The organism is Elioraea thermophila (ex Habib et al. 2022) (assembly GCF_003336755.1).
Lineage (GTDB): Bacteria > Pseudomonadota > Alphaproteobacteria > Acetobacterales > Acetobacteraceae > Elioraea > Elioraea thermophila.
This window is the reverse complement of record NZ_KZ851831.1, coordinates 240,935-254,307: the sequence shown is the minus strand read 5'-3', so window position 1 is coordinate 254,307 and position 13,373 is coordinate 240,935. Positions and strand designations below refer to the sequence as shown.

The 13,373-nt window shown below is 70.1% G+C and carries 17 protein-coding genes; 8 read left to right on the top strand and 9 right to left on the bottom strand.

Annotated elements, in window-relative coordinates; genetic code table 11:
- Positions 1–3: 3 nt before the first annotated feature.
- Positions 4–264, bottom strand: coding sequence for a hypothetical protein (locus DWB05_RS01180; protein ID WP_114374142.1), 261 nt, complete (start codon positions 262–264; stop codon positions 4–6).
- On the bottom strand, positions 243–1,646 hold the full coding sequence (argH, locus tag DWB05_RS01175; protein ID WP_232818342.1) for an argininosuccinate lyase: 1,404 nt from the start codon (positions 1,644–1,646) through the stop codon (positions 243–245). The genes DWB05_RS01180 and argH overlap by 22 nt, the downstream gene beginning before the upstream one ends.
- On the opposite strand from argH, the gene DWB05_RS01170 reads away from it, so the two are divergent.
- The 5 genes from DWB05_RS01170 (at position 1,645) to DWB05_RS01150 (ending at position 4,998) form a co-directional block, all read left to right on the top strand.
- Entirely contained in the window at positions 1,645–2,217 is a 573-nt protein-coding gene (locus DWB05_RS01170; protein WP_232818341.1) for a TlpA disulfide reductase family protein, read from the top strand. The genes argH and DWB05_RS01170 overlap by 2 nt on opposite strands.
- Positions 2,214–2,609, top strand: a complete 396-nt coding sequence (locus tag DWB05_RS01165) for a (2Fe-2S) ferredoxin domain-containing protein (protein WP_114374138.1) — start codon at positions 2,214–2,216, stop codon at positions 2,607–2,609. Before DWB05_RS01170 ends, DWB05_RS01165 begins: the two co-directional genes overlap by 4 nt.
- 82 nt (positions 2,610–2,691) lie before the next feature.
- A complete protein-coding gene (gene rsmG, locus DWB05_RS01160) occupies positions 2,692–3,309 on the top strand; it encodes a 16S rRNA (guanine(527)-N(7))-methyltransferase RsmG (RefSeq protein WP_456298219.1) in 618 nt (205 codons plus the stop codon).
- Positions 3,302–4,117, top strand: a complete 816-nt coding sequence (locus DWB05_RS01155) for a ParA family protein (RefSeq protein ID WP_114374136.1) — start codon at positions 3,302–3,304, stop codon at positions 4,115–4,117. Before rsmG ends, DWB05_RS01155 begins: the two co-directional genes overlap by 8 nt.
- Positions 4,114–4,998 carry a ParB/RepB/Spo0J family partition protein gene (locus tag DWB05_RS01150; RefSeq protein WP_114374134.1) on the top strand — a complete coding sequence of 295 codons (885 nt, stop codon included), beginning with the start codon at positions 4,114–4,116 and terminating at the stop codon, positions 4,996–4,998. Before DWB05_RS01155 ends, DWB05_RS01150 begins: the two co-directional genes overlap by 4 nt.
- Before the next feature lie 166 nt (positions 4,999–5,164).
- Here the strand turns inward: DWB05_RS01150 and acs are convergent, their stop codons facing one another.
- The 6 genes from acs to hisB form a co-directional block, all read right to left on the bottom strand.
- On the bottom strand, positions 5,165–7,120 hold the full coding sequence (gene acs / locus DWB05_RS01145; RefSeq protein ID WP_198669017.1) for an acetate--CoA ligase: 1,956 nt from the start codon (positions 7,118–7,120) through the stop codon (positions 5,165–5,167).
- Positions 7,121–7,243: 123 nt separating this feature from the next.
- Positions 7,244–7,978, bottom strand: coding sequence for a 1-(5-phosphoribosyl)-5-[(5-phosphoribosylamino)methylideneamino]imidazole-4-carboxamide isomerase (hisA, locus tag DWB05_RS01140; RefSeq protein ID WP_456298218.1), 735 nt, complete (start codon positions 7,976–7,978; stop codon positions 7,244–7,246).
- Entirely contained in the window at positions 7,975–8,586 is a 612-nt protein-coding gene (locus DWB05_RS01135) for a GNAT family N-acetyltransferase (RefSeq protein WP_114374132.1), read from the bottom strand. The genes hisA and DWB05_RS01135 overlap by 4 nt, the downstream gene beginning before the upstream one ends.
- An 18-nt stretch (positions 8,587–8,604) precedes the next feature.
- Complete coding sequence (hisH, locus tag DWB05_RS01130; protein ID WP_114374130.1) at positions 8,605–9,270, bottom strand: imidazole glycerol phosphate synthase subunit HisH; 666 nt, start codon at positions 9,268–9,270, stop codon at positions 8,605–8,607.
- Positions 9,267–9,647, bottom strand: a complete 381-nt coding sequence (locus DWB05_RS01125; protein ID WP_114374128.1) for a DUF2628 domain-containing protein — start codon at positions 9,645–9,647, stop codon at positions 9,267–9,269. The genes hisH and DWB05_RS01125 overlap by 4 nt, the downstream gene beginning before the upstream one ends.
- A complete protein-coding gene (hisB, locus tag DWB05_RS01120; RefSeq protein ID WP_114374126.1) occupies positions 9,647–10,249 on the bottom strand; it encodes an imidazoleglycerol-phosphate dehydratase HisB in 603 nt (200 codons plus the stop codon). Before hisB ends, DWB05_RS01125 begins: the two co-directional genes overlap by 1 nt.
- Before the next feature lie 96 nt (positions 10,250–10,345).
- On the opposite strand from hisB, the gene hslV reads away from it, so the two are divergent.
- The 3 genes from hslV (at position 10,346) to DWB05_RS15180 (ending at position 12,881) form a co-directional block, all read left to right on the top strand.
- Positions 10,346–10,894, top strand: a complete 549-nt coding sequence (gene hslV / locus DWB05_RS01115; protein WP_114374124.1) for an ATP-dependent protease subunit HslV — start codon at positions 10,346–10,348, stop codon at positions 10,892–10,894.
- A gap of 109 nt (positions 10,895–11,003) precedes the next feature.
- Complete coding sequence (hslU, locus tag DWB05_RS01110; RefSeq protein WP_114374122.1) at positions 11,004–12,323, top strand: ATP-dependent protease ATPase subunit HslU; 1,320 nt, start codon at positions 11,004–11,006, stop codon at positions 12,321–12,323.
- Positions 12,324–12,473: 150 nt separating this feature from the next.
- Entirely contained in the window at positions 12,474–12,881 is a 408-nt protein-coding gene (locus tag DWB05_RS15180) for a peptidoglycan-binding domain-containing protein (protein ID WP_269815547.1), read from the top strand.
- A gap of 9 nt (positions 12,882–12,890) precedes the next feature.
- Here DWB05_RS15180 and DWB05_RS01100 read toward each other — a convergent pair whose 3' ends face one another.
- Positions 12,891–13,361 (bottom strand): DUF192 domain-containing protein, encoded by a 471-nt coding sequence (locus DWB05_RS01100; RefSeq protein ID WP_114374117.1) that lies wholly within the window; start codon positions 13,359–13,361, stop codon positions 12,891–12,893.
- Positions 13,362–13,373 lie beyond the last annotated feature (12 nt).

Below are 13,373 nucleotides of genomic sequence, written 5' to 3'. Positions count from 1 at the left end.
GCGTCAGCGCGGCGAGGGAGCAGGGGGGGTGGGCGCAGGCGGGCCGGCAGGGTAGGTGCGCGGCCAGGTGACCGCCTCCGCCGGCCCGGGCGGAGCGGGGTCGCCACGCTTGCCGCAGCCGGCCAGCAGGACGAACGCGACCAGGGCGAGCAGCAGCAGAACGCGGGTACGCGGTCGCAGGGGCAGGAGGCACCCCGCGCCCGAGGTGCCGAAGGCGCCATGGAACATGGCGAAAGTGTCGCTCAGCCGAGCCGTTCGCGCCACGCCGCAATCTGGGCCCGCACGTTGGCGGGCGCGGTGCCGCCGTAGCTGGTGCGCGAGGCGATCGAGGCCTCGACCGAGAGGACGGAATAGACGTCCGCGGTGATCCGGGGCTCGACCGAGCGCAAATCATCGAGGGAGAGATCGGCAAGGCCGCAGCCCTTCGCCTCGGCCAGGGCGACCAGCCGCCCGGTCACGTGGTGGGCGTCGCGGAACGGCAGGCCAAGGGCGCGGACGAGCCAGTCGGCGAGATCGGTCGCGGTGGCGAAGCCTTCCCCCGCCCAGCGGCGCATCGCCGCTTCGTCCGCTTCGAGGTCGCGCACCATGCCCTCGGTGGCGGCAAGACAGAGAGCGAGGGTGTCGGCGGTGTCGAAGACCGGCTCCTTGTCCTCCTGCATGTCCTTCGCATAGGCGAGCGGCAAACCCTTCATCACCGTCAGCAGCGCAAGCAGGTTGCCGTTGATGCGGCCGGTCTTGGCCCGGACCAGCTCGGCGGCGTCAGGATTGCGCTTCTGCGGCATGATCGAGGAGCCGGTGGTGAAGGCGTCCGACAGCCGGATGAAGCGGAACGGGGCGGAGGCCCAGATCACGATCTCCTCGGCCAGCCGTGACAGATGCGCGGCGCAGATCGCGGCCGCCGCCAGGAACTCGAGGGCGAAGTCGCGGGAGGACACGGCATCGAGGCTGTTCGCCATCGGGCGCGCGAAGCCGAGGGCGGCGGCAGTCGCATGGCGGTCGATCGGGAAGGAGGTGCCGGCCAGCGCGGCCGCCCCGAGCGGGGACTCGTTGAGCCGCGCCCTGCAGTCGGCGAAGCGCGCGCGGTCGCGCGCCATCATCTCGACATAGGCGAGCAGGTGGTGGCCGAACGTGATCGGCTGGGCGATCTGCAGGTGGGTGAAACCCGGCATGGGGCTCGCCGCGTAGCGCTCCGCCTGGTCGAGGAGGGCGCGGAGGAGCGCCTGCAGTTGCGCGTCGAGCTGGTCGATCGCGTCACGCACCCAGAGCCTGAGGTCGAGGGCGACTTGATCATTGCGGGAGCGGGCGGTGTGCAGGCGGCGGCCCGCCTCGCCGATCCGCTCGGCGAGTGCGGCCTCGATGTTGAGATGAATATCCTCGCGGGCCTCTGAGAAGGCGAACGCGCCGCGCGCGATCTCGTTGGCGATGTCGTCGAGGCCAGCGAGGATGGCGTCGCGATCCGCCTCGGTGATGATGCCCTGCGCTGCGAGCATGCGAGCGTGCGCTTTGGATCCCTCGATGTCCTGCCGCCAGAGCCTCTTGTCGAAGCCGATCGAAGCGTTGATCTCTTGCATGATGGCGTCGGGGCCGCGGGCGAAGCGTCCGCCCCAGAGGCTGTTGGCTTGCGGCTCGGCTGGGGAGTGAGGCATGGCGATCGGTCCGGAGATGTCGCGGCGGCGAGAGGCGATGCTCGGGCTGGCGTGCTCTGCCATCGCGCTTGCGGCAGGGCAAGCGCAGGCGGGGCGGGGTCAGCTCGAGGTGCGCGCCCGCAGGGCGGCGTTGGCGCCGGCGGAGTTCTTCACCGGGGCGGGCGAACGACGGACGATTGCCGATTTCCGCCGGCGGGGGCTGGTGATCAACCTCTGGGCGACATGGTGTCCGCCCTGTGTGGAGGAGATGCCGGCGCTGGATCGGCTGGCGGGGCTGGTTGCCGGGCACGATATCGAGGTTCTGGCGCTCAGCCAGGATCGCGGGGGGGCGCCGGTGGTCCGGGGGTTCTATGACCGGCACGCCCTGCGGAATCTTGCCATCTGGCTGGACCCTCGCGGGGCGGCGGCCCGGGCGTGGGGGGTGCGCGGATTGCCCACGACGTTGATCGTCGATCGGGTCGGGCTTGAGGCTGCCCGGCTGGAAGGGGTGGCTGCTTGGGACGCGGCGGAAATGGTGGATCAGATCCGACGGCTGGTGGAACCGTTCGAGCCCGCGAGCACGGCGACATGACGGATGGGGCGCCGCTGCTTCGCAGCCCCGACGATCCGCCTCTGTTCTACCGCGTTCACGTCTTCGTCTGCTGCAATCGTCGCCCCGAGGGTCACGCGCGGGGGAGTTGCGCAGCCAAGGGCTCGGAGGACGTCCGCGCCTACATGAAGGCGCGGATCAAGGAGCTGGGCCTGGAGCGGGTTCGCGTGAACCAAGCGGGGTGCCTCGACCGCTGCGAGGCAGGTCCGTGCATCCTGATCTATCCGGAGGGGGTCTGGTACCGAATCGGAAGCCGGGAGGAAGCGGAGCGGGTGATCCAGGAGCATCTGATTGCCGGACGGCGTGCCATTGACCTCATGCTCGATCGGAAGCTGGTCATGTCGTCCGACGCCAGTGGCGACACCGATAGATGAGTCGCTCAGCAACCTGCGCCGCTCTGACGAAGTCCTGTTTCACGTGAAACGCGACGCCTGAAAGGCCGGCAGCGGCTCGGGTCTGTTTCACGTGAAACCGGATCGCCATGACGGCCCTCTGCTCTCGCTCTCCCCCGACCAGCGCCGTCGCCTCGAGGCCTATGCCGACCTTGTCCGCAGCTGGAGCCGCCGCATCAACCTCGTCGCCCCCGGCGACCTCAACCACCTCTGGCACCGGCACATCCTCGACAGCGCCCAGTTGGCCGATCTCCTGCCTCCTTCTGCAACGCGACTCGCCGATCTCGGCAGCGGGGCAGGGTTTCCGGGCCTCGTCCTCGCCCTCCTGACCGACCGCGAGACTCACCTGGTCGAACGCGACCAGCGCAAGGCTGCCTTCCTGCGCGAGGCGACCCGTCTCCTTGGCGCCCCCGCCACCATCCACGCGGAAGACGCCGCCCTCCTGCCGCCCTTGATGGCGGATGTCATCACCGCCCGCGCTTTTGCCCCCCTGCCCGGCCTTCTCCCGCTCATCGTGCGCCATCTGCGACCGCGCGGCGTTGCTTTGCTACCGAAGGGTCGGTCGGTCGACCGCGAATTGACCGAGGTCGCAGGCTCCTGGACAATGCGCCTGGAACGCTTCCCGAGCCGAACGGACCCGTCCGCCACCATCCTTCGCGTGAGCGAGGTCGCGCGTGTCTGACCCCGCCTCTTCCCAGCCCGCTTCGCGCCCGCGCGTCATCGCCATCGCCAACCAGAAGGGTGGTGTGGGCAAGACGACGACCGCCATCAACCTGGCCACGGCGCTCGCCGCCGCCGGCCGGCCCGTGATGCTCATCGACCTCGACCCGCAAGGAAACGCCTCGACCGGACTTGGCCTCCCGGCCGACCAGCGCTCTCCCGGCTCCTATGCCTTGCTGATCGAAGGCCGCCCGCTCTCGGACCTCACCCGCCCGACCGGCATTCCGGACTTCTCCATCGTGCCCGCCGATCAGGATCTGGCCGGGGCCGAAATCGAACTCGTCGCCCTCACCAGACGGGAGTATCGCCTCCGCGACGCCCTCTCCGTGGCCAACCAGGGGGATCTCATCCTGCTGGACTGCCCGCCATCGCTCGGGCTTCTCACGGTGAATGCCCTTGTGGCGGCCGATGCCGTCCTCGTCCCCCTGCAATGCGAGTTCTTCGCCCTCGAGGGCCTGTCCCAACTCATGCGCACCATCGAGGCCGTTCGCCGCGGCTTCAACCCGCGCCTCGCCCTGCACGGCATCGTGCTGACCATGTATGACCGCCGAAACAACCTCTCCGAGCAGGTGGCCGCCGACGTGCGCGCCTTCTTCGGCGACCGCGTGTTCGAGACGATGATCCCCCGCAACATCCGCCTCTCCGAGGCTCCGTCGCACGGCAAGCCCGCTTTGCTCTACGATTTCCGCTCACCCGGCAGCCAAGCCTATGTCCGTCTCGCCGGCGAACTCCTGCGCCGCGAACGCGAGCCGTCCGAGGCCCTGTCATGACGGCACGCGACGGTGCCCCCAAACGGCTCGGCCGCGGTCTCGCCGCCCTGCTGGGCGAGCCAGCGGCAACGGCACCGGTGCGCGCACCGACGGGCGGCGACGGTGACATTCGCACCGTCCCCATCACCGCCCTCGAACCGAGCCCGTTCCAGCCGCGCAGCACCATCCGCCAGGAGAGCCTGGAAGAGCTCATCGCCTCGATCCGGGAGCGAGGAGTCCTGCAACCCCTTCTGGTCCGTCCCCATCCCAGCCTGCCGGATCGCTTCCAGATCGTTGCCGGCGAGCGCCGCTGGCGCGCGGCCCAAGCCGTCCCCCTCCATGAAGTTCCCGTGCTTGTCCGCCGCCTCGACGACCGCGAGGCCGCCGCCGCCGCGCTGGTGGAGAATCTCCAGCGCACCGACCTCGACCCGATCGAGGAGGCCGAGGGACTGCGCCGTCTGATCGAGACCCACAGCATCACGCAGGACGAGGCAGGCCGCATGATCGGCAAGAGCCGGGCCCATGTCGCCAACACTCTTCGCCTCCTTGGCCTGCCGAAGCCGGTGCAGGTTCACCTTCGCGAAGGGCGACTGACGGCGGGGCATGCCCGCGCCCTGCTTGCCGCCGCCGACCCGGTGCCGCTCGCCGAACGCGTCATCGCCGAGGGGCTCTCCGTACGGCAAACCGAGGCCCTCGCCGCCTCCGGCAGCAAGCCCGCCACGTCCACCAGGGCCGAGCCGGCGCGCGACCCGAACCTCGCGAGCCTCGAACAGGATCTGCAGGACCGGCTCGGACTCGCTGTCCGCATCACCTCGGCCGGCAAGGGCGGCGAGGTCAGAATCCGCTACCGCACGCTGGACGAGCTGGACGGCCTCTTAGCCCTGTTGATGCGGGAGCCCTGAGGGCTGCCGGAGGGGGCGGCACGCTGCGCCTGCCCAACGCTCACGGGGTTCGGCGGCCCCCCACCGCACCCCAGTTCGGCCCGCTCGGCGCGACGGTCACAAGAAGCCCACCGCCTTTGCCGCGCCGCTGCGGCCGCACCACCGGCAAGCCCCGGCGGCGCGTCCGTCAGCGCACGCGGTTCGCCACCAAATCCTGCACCACCGTCGGGTCGGCCAGAGTCGAGGTGTCACCGAGATTATCGGTCTCGTTCGCCGCGATCTTGCGCAGGATCCGGCGCATGATCTTGCCCGAGCGGGTCTTCGGCAGCCCCGGCGCCCACTGGATCGCGTCCGGCGTGGCGATCGGCCCGATCTCCTTGCGGACCCAGGCGATCAGTTCCTTGCGCAGCTCCTCCGACGGCTCGACCCCGACCTTCAGCGTGACGTAGCAGTAGATGCCCTGGCCCTTGATGTCGTGCGGCATGCCCACCACGGCCGCCTCCGCCACCGCCGGATGGGCGACGAGCGCGCTTTCGATCTCCGCCGTGCCCATGCGATGGCCGGCGACGTTCAGCACGTCGTCAACCCGACCGGTGATCCAGTAATAGCCATCCGCATCACGCCGCGCCCCGTCCCCGGTGAAGTAGAGCCCCGGGAAGGTCGAGAAGTAGGTCTGCACGAAGCGATCGTGATCGCCATAGACCGTGCGCATCTGCCCAGGCCACGAATCGGCCAAGCACAGATTCCCCTCGGTCGCCCCCTCGAGGATTTTCCCCTCCCCGTCCACCAGCACGGGTTTCACCCCCGGCAGCGGCAGGGTGGCCGAACCCGGCTTCAGCGCTGTCGCCCCTGGCAGCGGGCTGATCAGGATCCCGCCCGTCTCCGTCTGCCACCAGGTGTCCACCACCGGGCAGCGCTCCTCGCCGACCACCCGCCAGTACCACAGCCAAGCCTCCGGGTTGATCGGCTCGCCGACGGAGCCGAGCAGGCGCAGTGAGGCGCGCGAGCACTTCTTCACCGGCGCCTCGCCCTCCCGCATCAGGGCCCGGATCGCGGTGGGCGCGGTGTAGAAGATGTTGACCTTGTGCTTGTCCACCACCTCCCAGAAGCGGGAGACGGTCGGATAATTCGGCACGCCCTCGAACATCAGCGTCGTCGCCCCGTTCGCGAGCGGCCCGTAGACGATGTAGGTGTGCCCGGTCACCCAGCCGACGTCGGCCGTGCACCAGTAGATCTCGCCGTCGTGGTAGTCGAACACGTACTGGTGGGTGAACGAGGCCCAGACCATGTAGCCGCCGGTGGTGTGCAGCACCCCCTTCGGCTTCCCGGTTGAGCCCGAGGTGTAGAGGATGAAGAGCGGGTCCTCCGCCCCCATCGGCTCGGGCGGGCAGTCGGGCGAAGCCGCGGCGACAAGCTCGTGATACCAGTGGTCGCGGCCGGCGACCATCGACACGTCTGCCCCGGTTCGCCGCACCACGATCACATTCTTCACGGTCGGCGCGTTCTGCAGCGCCGCGTCGGCGTTCGCCTTCAGCGGCACCTTCCGCCCGCCGCGCACCCCTTCATCCGCCGTGATCAAGAGCGACGCCTGGCAGTCCTCGATCCGCCCGTGCAGGCTTTCCGGGGAAAATCCGCCGAAGACGACCGAATGGATGGCGCCGATGCGGGCACAGGCGAGCATCGCCACCGCCGCCTCCGGGATCATCGGCAGGTAGATCGTTACCCGATCACCTTTCTTCACCCCGAGTGCCTTCATCGCGTTGGCCAGGCGACAGACGCGCTCGTGCAGGTCGCGGTAGGTGATGTGCGCGCTGTCCTTCGGGTCGTCGCCCTCCCAGATGATGGCGGTCTGATCAGCCCGGGCGGCGAGGTGACGGTCGAGGCAGTTGGCCGAGGCGTTCAGCACGCCGTCCTCGAACCAACGGATGCGCACGGAGCCCCCGTAGTCGACGTCCTTGATCCGGGTCGGGAACGTCATCCACGTGATGCGTTCCGCCTCCTTGCGCCAGAACGCGATGGGGTCCGCCCGCTCCGCCTCCACCATCGCGCGATACTTCGCGGCGTCGATGTGGGCTCGCGCGGCCCATTCCGGCCTGACCGGGATCACCACCTCGGACGATTTCGGCGGCATGGTGTCGGGCATGCTCCGCTCCCTCCCCTGAAACGTTTCGCTGCCGACGTGCTGGATCACAGCCCGCCGGATCGTACCTTGTCCTGGATCAAACTAGCCGAAGCCCGGCCGTGACGGAAACCGGGCCCGAGGCTCTCAGCCGCGTGCCGCCGCCAGCGCCTCGGCTGGGCTGATCCGGCCGTCGTACAGGGCGCGGCCGACGATCACCCCCTCGATGCCGGCCTCGGCCTTCGCGCGCACGGCCGCGATGTCCTCCACCCCCGCCACACCGCCGGAGGCGATCACGGGCGTGGTCAGCGCCCAGGCGAGATCCTCCGTCGCCTCGAGGTTCAGCCCCGCCAGCATGCCATCGCGTGCGATATCGGTGAACACGATCGCCGCCACCCCGGCATCCTCGTAAGCAAGCGCCAGATCGAGCGCGCGCATGGTGCTCGTCTCCGCCCAGCCTTCCGTGGCGACGAAGCCGTCCCGCGCGTCGATGCCGACCACGATCCGCCCCGGAAAGCGCCGGCAGGCCTCGCGCACGAACGCAGGGTCCTTGGCCGCGGCGCTGCCGAGGATCACGCGCGCCACCCCGGCCGCAAGCCAGCGCTCGACCGAGGCGAGGTCGCGGATACCGCCGCCGAGCTGCACCGGGATGCTCACCGCGGCAAGGATCGCCGCCACCGCCTCCGCGTTCACCGACTGCCCGGCGAAGGCGCCGTCGAGATCGACCACGTGTACCCACGCGAACCCCGCATCCTGCCAGGCGCGGGCCTGTGCGGCCGGGTCCTCCGCGTAGACCGTGGCCTCGGCCATCTCGCCGCGACGGAGCCGCACGCAGGCCCCGCCCTTGAGGTCGATGGCAGGGTAGACGGTGATCGGCTTCACGATCCCCGCGCGCGTCGCCCGGTGGGCGACAGCTCCTTGTAATAGAAATGCCCGGCTATCGTCTTGCCGTCGATCAGGGCGTAGGCCGGATGCGTTCCCCAGCGGCGGTAGCCACCGCTCTCAAACAGCTGAATCGCCCCCGTCTGCGTTGCCCGCACGTCCAGGTTCAACACCCGTACCCCGATGGCCGCCGCGTACTCCTCGACCCGGCGCAGGAGAAGCCGCGCGAGGCCGAAGCCCCGCGCGTAGGGAGCGAGGAAGAAGTGCATCAACTGGGCGGAGAAGGCCTGCGCCTCGTTGTTGCGCGGCGGGCGGACGAGCTGGGCGGCGCCGACGATCACGCCGTCCATGCGGGCGACGAACAGGCTTCGCTCGGGAACAAGCAGGACGCCCTGGAAGTAGCGCGCCAGCGTGTCGCGCGGCTGCGGCTTCACCCAGCCGAAGCCGCCGCCCTCGATGATGGCGGCCGCGGTCGCCTCGGCGAGTTCTCCGAGTTCCCGCTCCGTGAGAGCCTGCACGCGATCAACGGCGAGAACCGGCGCCGCGCCCTCGGAGCCGTGCTCCTCTCCGCCCACGCCCGCCTCGTCGGCCGTTCCGTTCCGCTCCATCCAAGACCTCCCCGGCCGTCACGGCCGCCAGGCAAGGAAATTGCCGAGGATCCTGAGCCCCACCGCCTGACTCTTCTCCGGGTGGAACTGCACCCCGGCCACGTTGCCGCGCGCCACCGCCGCCACCACCGGCCCCCCATACCCCGTCGTCGCGATCACGTCCGCCGCATCAGCCGCCGCGAAGGCGTAGGAGTGCACGAAATACACCGCCGACCCTTGCGAAATCCCTGCCAGGAGGGCGTGCCGCGGCTCGACGATGGCAAGCGCGTTCCACCCCATGTGGGGATAGGGCAGCGCCTGCGACGCCTCACGGCCTGGCAGGTCGCGCAGATGCACCACCTCGCCACCGATCCAGCCGAACCCTTCGTGCACGCCGTGCTCGAAGCCCCGCCCGGCCAGCAGCTGCATGCCGACGCAAATGCCGAGGAACGGCACGCCACGACGTCGCACCGCATCGCCGAGCACCTCGAGCATGCCGGGCAGCCGAGCCAGCCCCGCGTAGCAATCGCCGAACGCGCCCTGCCCCGGCAGCACGATCCGCTCGGCCCGCGCCACCTCGCGCGCCTCCGCCGTCACCACCACCCTGACGTCGCGCCCGGCTTCCGCCGCCACGCGCTCGAGCGCCTTGGCGGCGGAGCGCAGGTTGCCCGAGCCGTAATCGACGACGGCGACCGTTCCGCTCACGCTCGCACCGTTCCCCAGGCGAGCAGGTCGCGCCGCGCCGCGAAGAGGCGGGCATAGGCCTCGTCCTCGCCGCCCTGCGCCGCGACCACGCCGAGTTCGCGCCAGCCGCGGCGGGCCAAGGTCCAGCGCTCGAGATCGCGGGCATGAAAGCCGATCAGCAATTGCACGCCGAAACCGATCAGGCCGACGATGGGCTCGGGCAGCGGTTGCAGCACCACGGCGGCGATGGCGCCGAGCGCGAGATAGAGCACGAGCACGAGCCACATCCGCTTGGCCAGGAACCACAACGCCGGAAACAGGAAGGCCAGCCAAGCGAAGCCCTCGCGCACCAGCACGGGCTCCGCCTGGGGTTTGACGTGGACCGACCAGATGCGCATCAGCCGGCGAGGCTCCCCTTCGTCGAGGGCACCGTGCCAGCCGCGCGGGGATCGCGTTCCACCGCCTCGCGCAAGGCCCGCGCCAGCGCCTTGAAGCAGGCCTCGGCGATGTGGTGGCTGTTCACGCCGGCCTTCCGGCGCACGTGCAGGGTCGCGCCGGCGTTGGTCGCGAAGGCGCGAAACCACTCGAGGAAGAGTTCGGTGTCCATCTCGCCGACCTTCTGGGTCGGGAAAGCGACCTCCCAGGCGAGGAACGGCCGTCCCGACAGGTCGATCGCCGCCTCGACCAGCGCCTCGTCCATCGGGATCACCGCCGCGCCGTAACGCCTGATCCCCCGGCGCTCACCCAGGGCCTCCGCCACCGCCCGGCCGAGCACGATCCCCGTGTCCTCTGTGGTGTGGTGGAAGTCGACATGCAGGTCGCCTGCGGCCGTAAGCGCGATGTCGATCGCGCCGTGGCGGGCGAGTGCGGTCAGCATGTGGTCGAGGAAGCCGATCCCCGTCGCGATGCGCGCCTCGCCCGTGCCGTCGAGGTCGATGGTGGCCTCGATCCGGGTCTCGCCGGTCTCGCGGCGGATCGACGCCTTCCGGTGCTCCGTCATGGGCGGGCTTCTAGCCTCGCGCCCTCTTCCCGTCCACGCGGGTTGCCGCCCGGCCCCAGGCGGGCCATGTAGGCCGCGGGCAAGGAAGACCGGATCGTGACAGGGACGAACGAGCAGGCGTGGCACGGCACGACCATCCTGTGCGTGCGCAAGGGCGGCCGTGTCGCCATGGCAGGCGACGGGCAGGTGAGCCTCGGCCAGACGGTGGTGAAGGGCAATGCGCGCAAGGTGCGGCGGATCGGCGGTGGGGCGGTGCTCGCCGGCTTCGCCGGCGCGACCGCCGATGCCTTCACCCTACTCGAGCGGCTGGAAGCGAAGCTCGAGCGCTACCCGGCTCAGCTCGAGCGCGCCTGTGTCGAGCTCGCCAAGGACTGGCGCACCGATCGCTATCTCCGGCGCCTCGAAGCGATGATGGCGGTGGCGGACAAAGACCGCTCCTTCCTGCTCACCGGCATGGGCGACGTGCTCGAGCCGGAGGATGCGATCGTCGCCATCGGTTCAGGCGGCAACTACGCGCTTGCCGCCGCGCGCGCGCTCATCGACCGCGAGGAGATGGACGCCGAGGCGATCGTGCGCCGGGCGATGGCGATCGCGGCGGAGATCTGCGTCTACACCAACGATCGTCTCGTCGTCGAAACCCTATGAAACGCCGGGGGGACGAAGCTCGTCCCCCCGCGCCCCCCTGCGGAGATCTGCGGAGGGGGGTGCGGGGGGACCACCGTGGTCCCCCCGAATGTTTCTTGCGGAGCGGAGCATGACCAACTACTCGCCGCGCGAGATCGTCTCGGAGCTGGATCGGTTCATCGTCGGACAGAACGACGCCAAGCGCGCGGTCGCGATCGCGCTGCGCAATCGTTGGCGCCGCCAGCAGCTGCCCGAGGAGCTGCGCCAGGAGGTGCTGCCGAAGAACATCCTGATGATCGGCCCCACCGGCTGCGGCAAGACCGAGATCGCCCGCCGCCTCGCCCGCCTCGCCCAGGCGCCGTTCCTCAAGGTGGAGGCGACGAAGTACACGGAAGTCGGCTATGTCGGCCGCGACGTCGAGAGCATGATCCGCGACCTCGTCGAGGTCGCGTTGCAGATGACGCGCGACCGGTTGCGCAAGGAGGTCGCCGCGCGGGCCGAGATCGCGGCCGAGGAACGGCTGATCACCGCCCTGGTCGGCGACGGTGCCACGGCGGAGACGCGGATGAAGTTCCGCCGCCTGCTGCGCGAGGGCAAGCTCGAGGACAAGGAGATCGAGATCCAGGTCGCGGACGGCACGGGTGGGCTGCCGATCGGCATGATCGACCTGCCCGGCATGCAGGGCCAGCAGCTCGCCAACCTGCAGGAGATGATGGCGAAGATGTTCGGCGGCCGGCCGAAGCCGCGCCGCACCACGGTCGCCGAGGCGCGGGCCTTGCTGCAGCAGGAGGAGTCCGACCGCCTGCTCGATCAGGATCGCGTGCGGCGCGAGGCGATCGAGGCGGCGGAGAACCAGGGCATCGTGTTCATCGACGAGATCGACAAGGTCTGCGCCCGTTCCGTCGACGGCACGACCTTCCGAGGCGCGGATGTCTCGCGCGAGGGCGTGCAGCGCGACCTGTTGCCGCTGATCGAGGGCACCACGGTCTCCACCAAATACGGCCCGGTGAAGACCGACCACGTGTTGTTCATCTGCTCGGGCGCCTTCCATCTCGCCAAGCCGTCCGACCTGCTGCCGGAACTGCAGGGGCGGCTGCCGATCCGCGTCGAGCTCAAGCCCCTCTCGCGCGACGACCTCAAGCGCATCCTGGTCGAACCCGAAACGAGCCTGATCCGCCAGTACACCGCACTCCTCGCCACCGAACGGGTGGAGCTGAAGTTCGAGGAGGGCGCGATCGACGCGCTGGCCGACCTTGCCGCCGCGATCAACGAGCGGGTGGAGAACATCGGTGCTCGCCGGCTGCACACGGTGATGGAGAAGCTTCTCGAGGAGATCAGCTTCACGGCGGCCGACCGGCCGGGGGAGACCATCGTCATCGACGCCGCTTACGTGAGGGATCGGGTGGCCCCCCTCGCCGCCAACGCGGACCTGTCGCGGTTCATTCTCTGACGCCCCTTCGCCGCCTCGCGCTTGCCATTCCGTGACCGAACCGGTTAGCGTGATGGCCGAGCGAAGGGGGTAGGCGCCGATGTTCAGCTTCGACTCCGCGACGCTCGCGCGGCTGGCGCGCGCCGGCTGCTACGAGCCCGGCGATGCCAAGTGTGTGCTGTTCGCGCTGCGCGGCTGCCTGCCGGCGAATACGGCCGACGTCACCCTCGGGCCCAGCAAGCCCTTGCGTGTCGTCGGCGTGGACCATCGCTCCATGCGCTGCACGCTCGGCGTCTGGTTTCCCGAGGATGGCACCTTGCTCGCCGTGCCTGGCAGCACGGTGCCGCACATCAGGGCGATCGAACGCGCCCGTGCCGCACGGGTGAGCCCGTCCGCGCCGTGCAGTCTGCCCTGGTCAAGCTCGGCCTTCTGCGCAAGAGCGACATCGACGGCGAGTACGGCTGGCTCACCGTGCTCGCCGTGCGCGCCGCGCAAGGGCGGCTCGGCCTGGTGCCGGACGCGACCTGTGGGCTGAACACGGCCGATGCGCTCCGCATCAGCCCCTGGCCGATGGTGTGACCGCGGCCCTCACCGGGCCGAAAAGATCGGGTGCTCGACCCGATCGCCGACCCGGATGCCGAGGCGTTCCACCGTGCCCGCGGCGAGTTCGAGCGTGGCGCGCACCGGGCCGCGGCTCGCGATCGGAGCGAGACTATGCGGGACGGTGCGTTCGGCGATGCGGTGAATGCGCCCGTCCGCCGCGATGAACAGCATGTCGAGCGAAACGAGCGTGTTCTTCATCCACATGCTCGACTCGCGCGGGCTGCCCCAGTCGAACAGCATCCCGCCGTCCTCGGGCACGTGATCACGGAACATCAGCCCGACCGTCTGCTGGTCCGGCGTGCGTGCGACCTCGACCCGGAACACGTGGCGGCGCCCGTCGCGGGTGACGATGACGAGCTCCTCGAGCGGCGTGATGACCGGCTGCGGCCCAGTTTGCGCCCGGACCGCCGTCGCCGCCAACACGCCCGCGAGCAGGACTCCGCGCCGTCTCCACATGGCCTCGCGTTA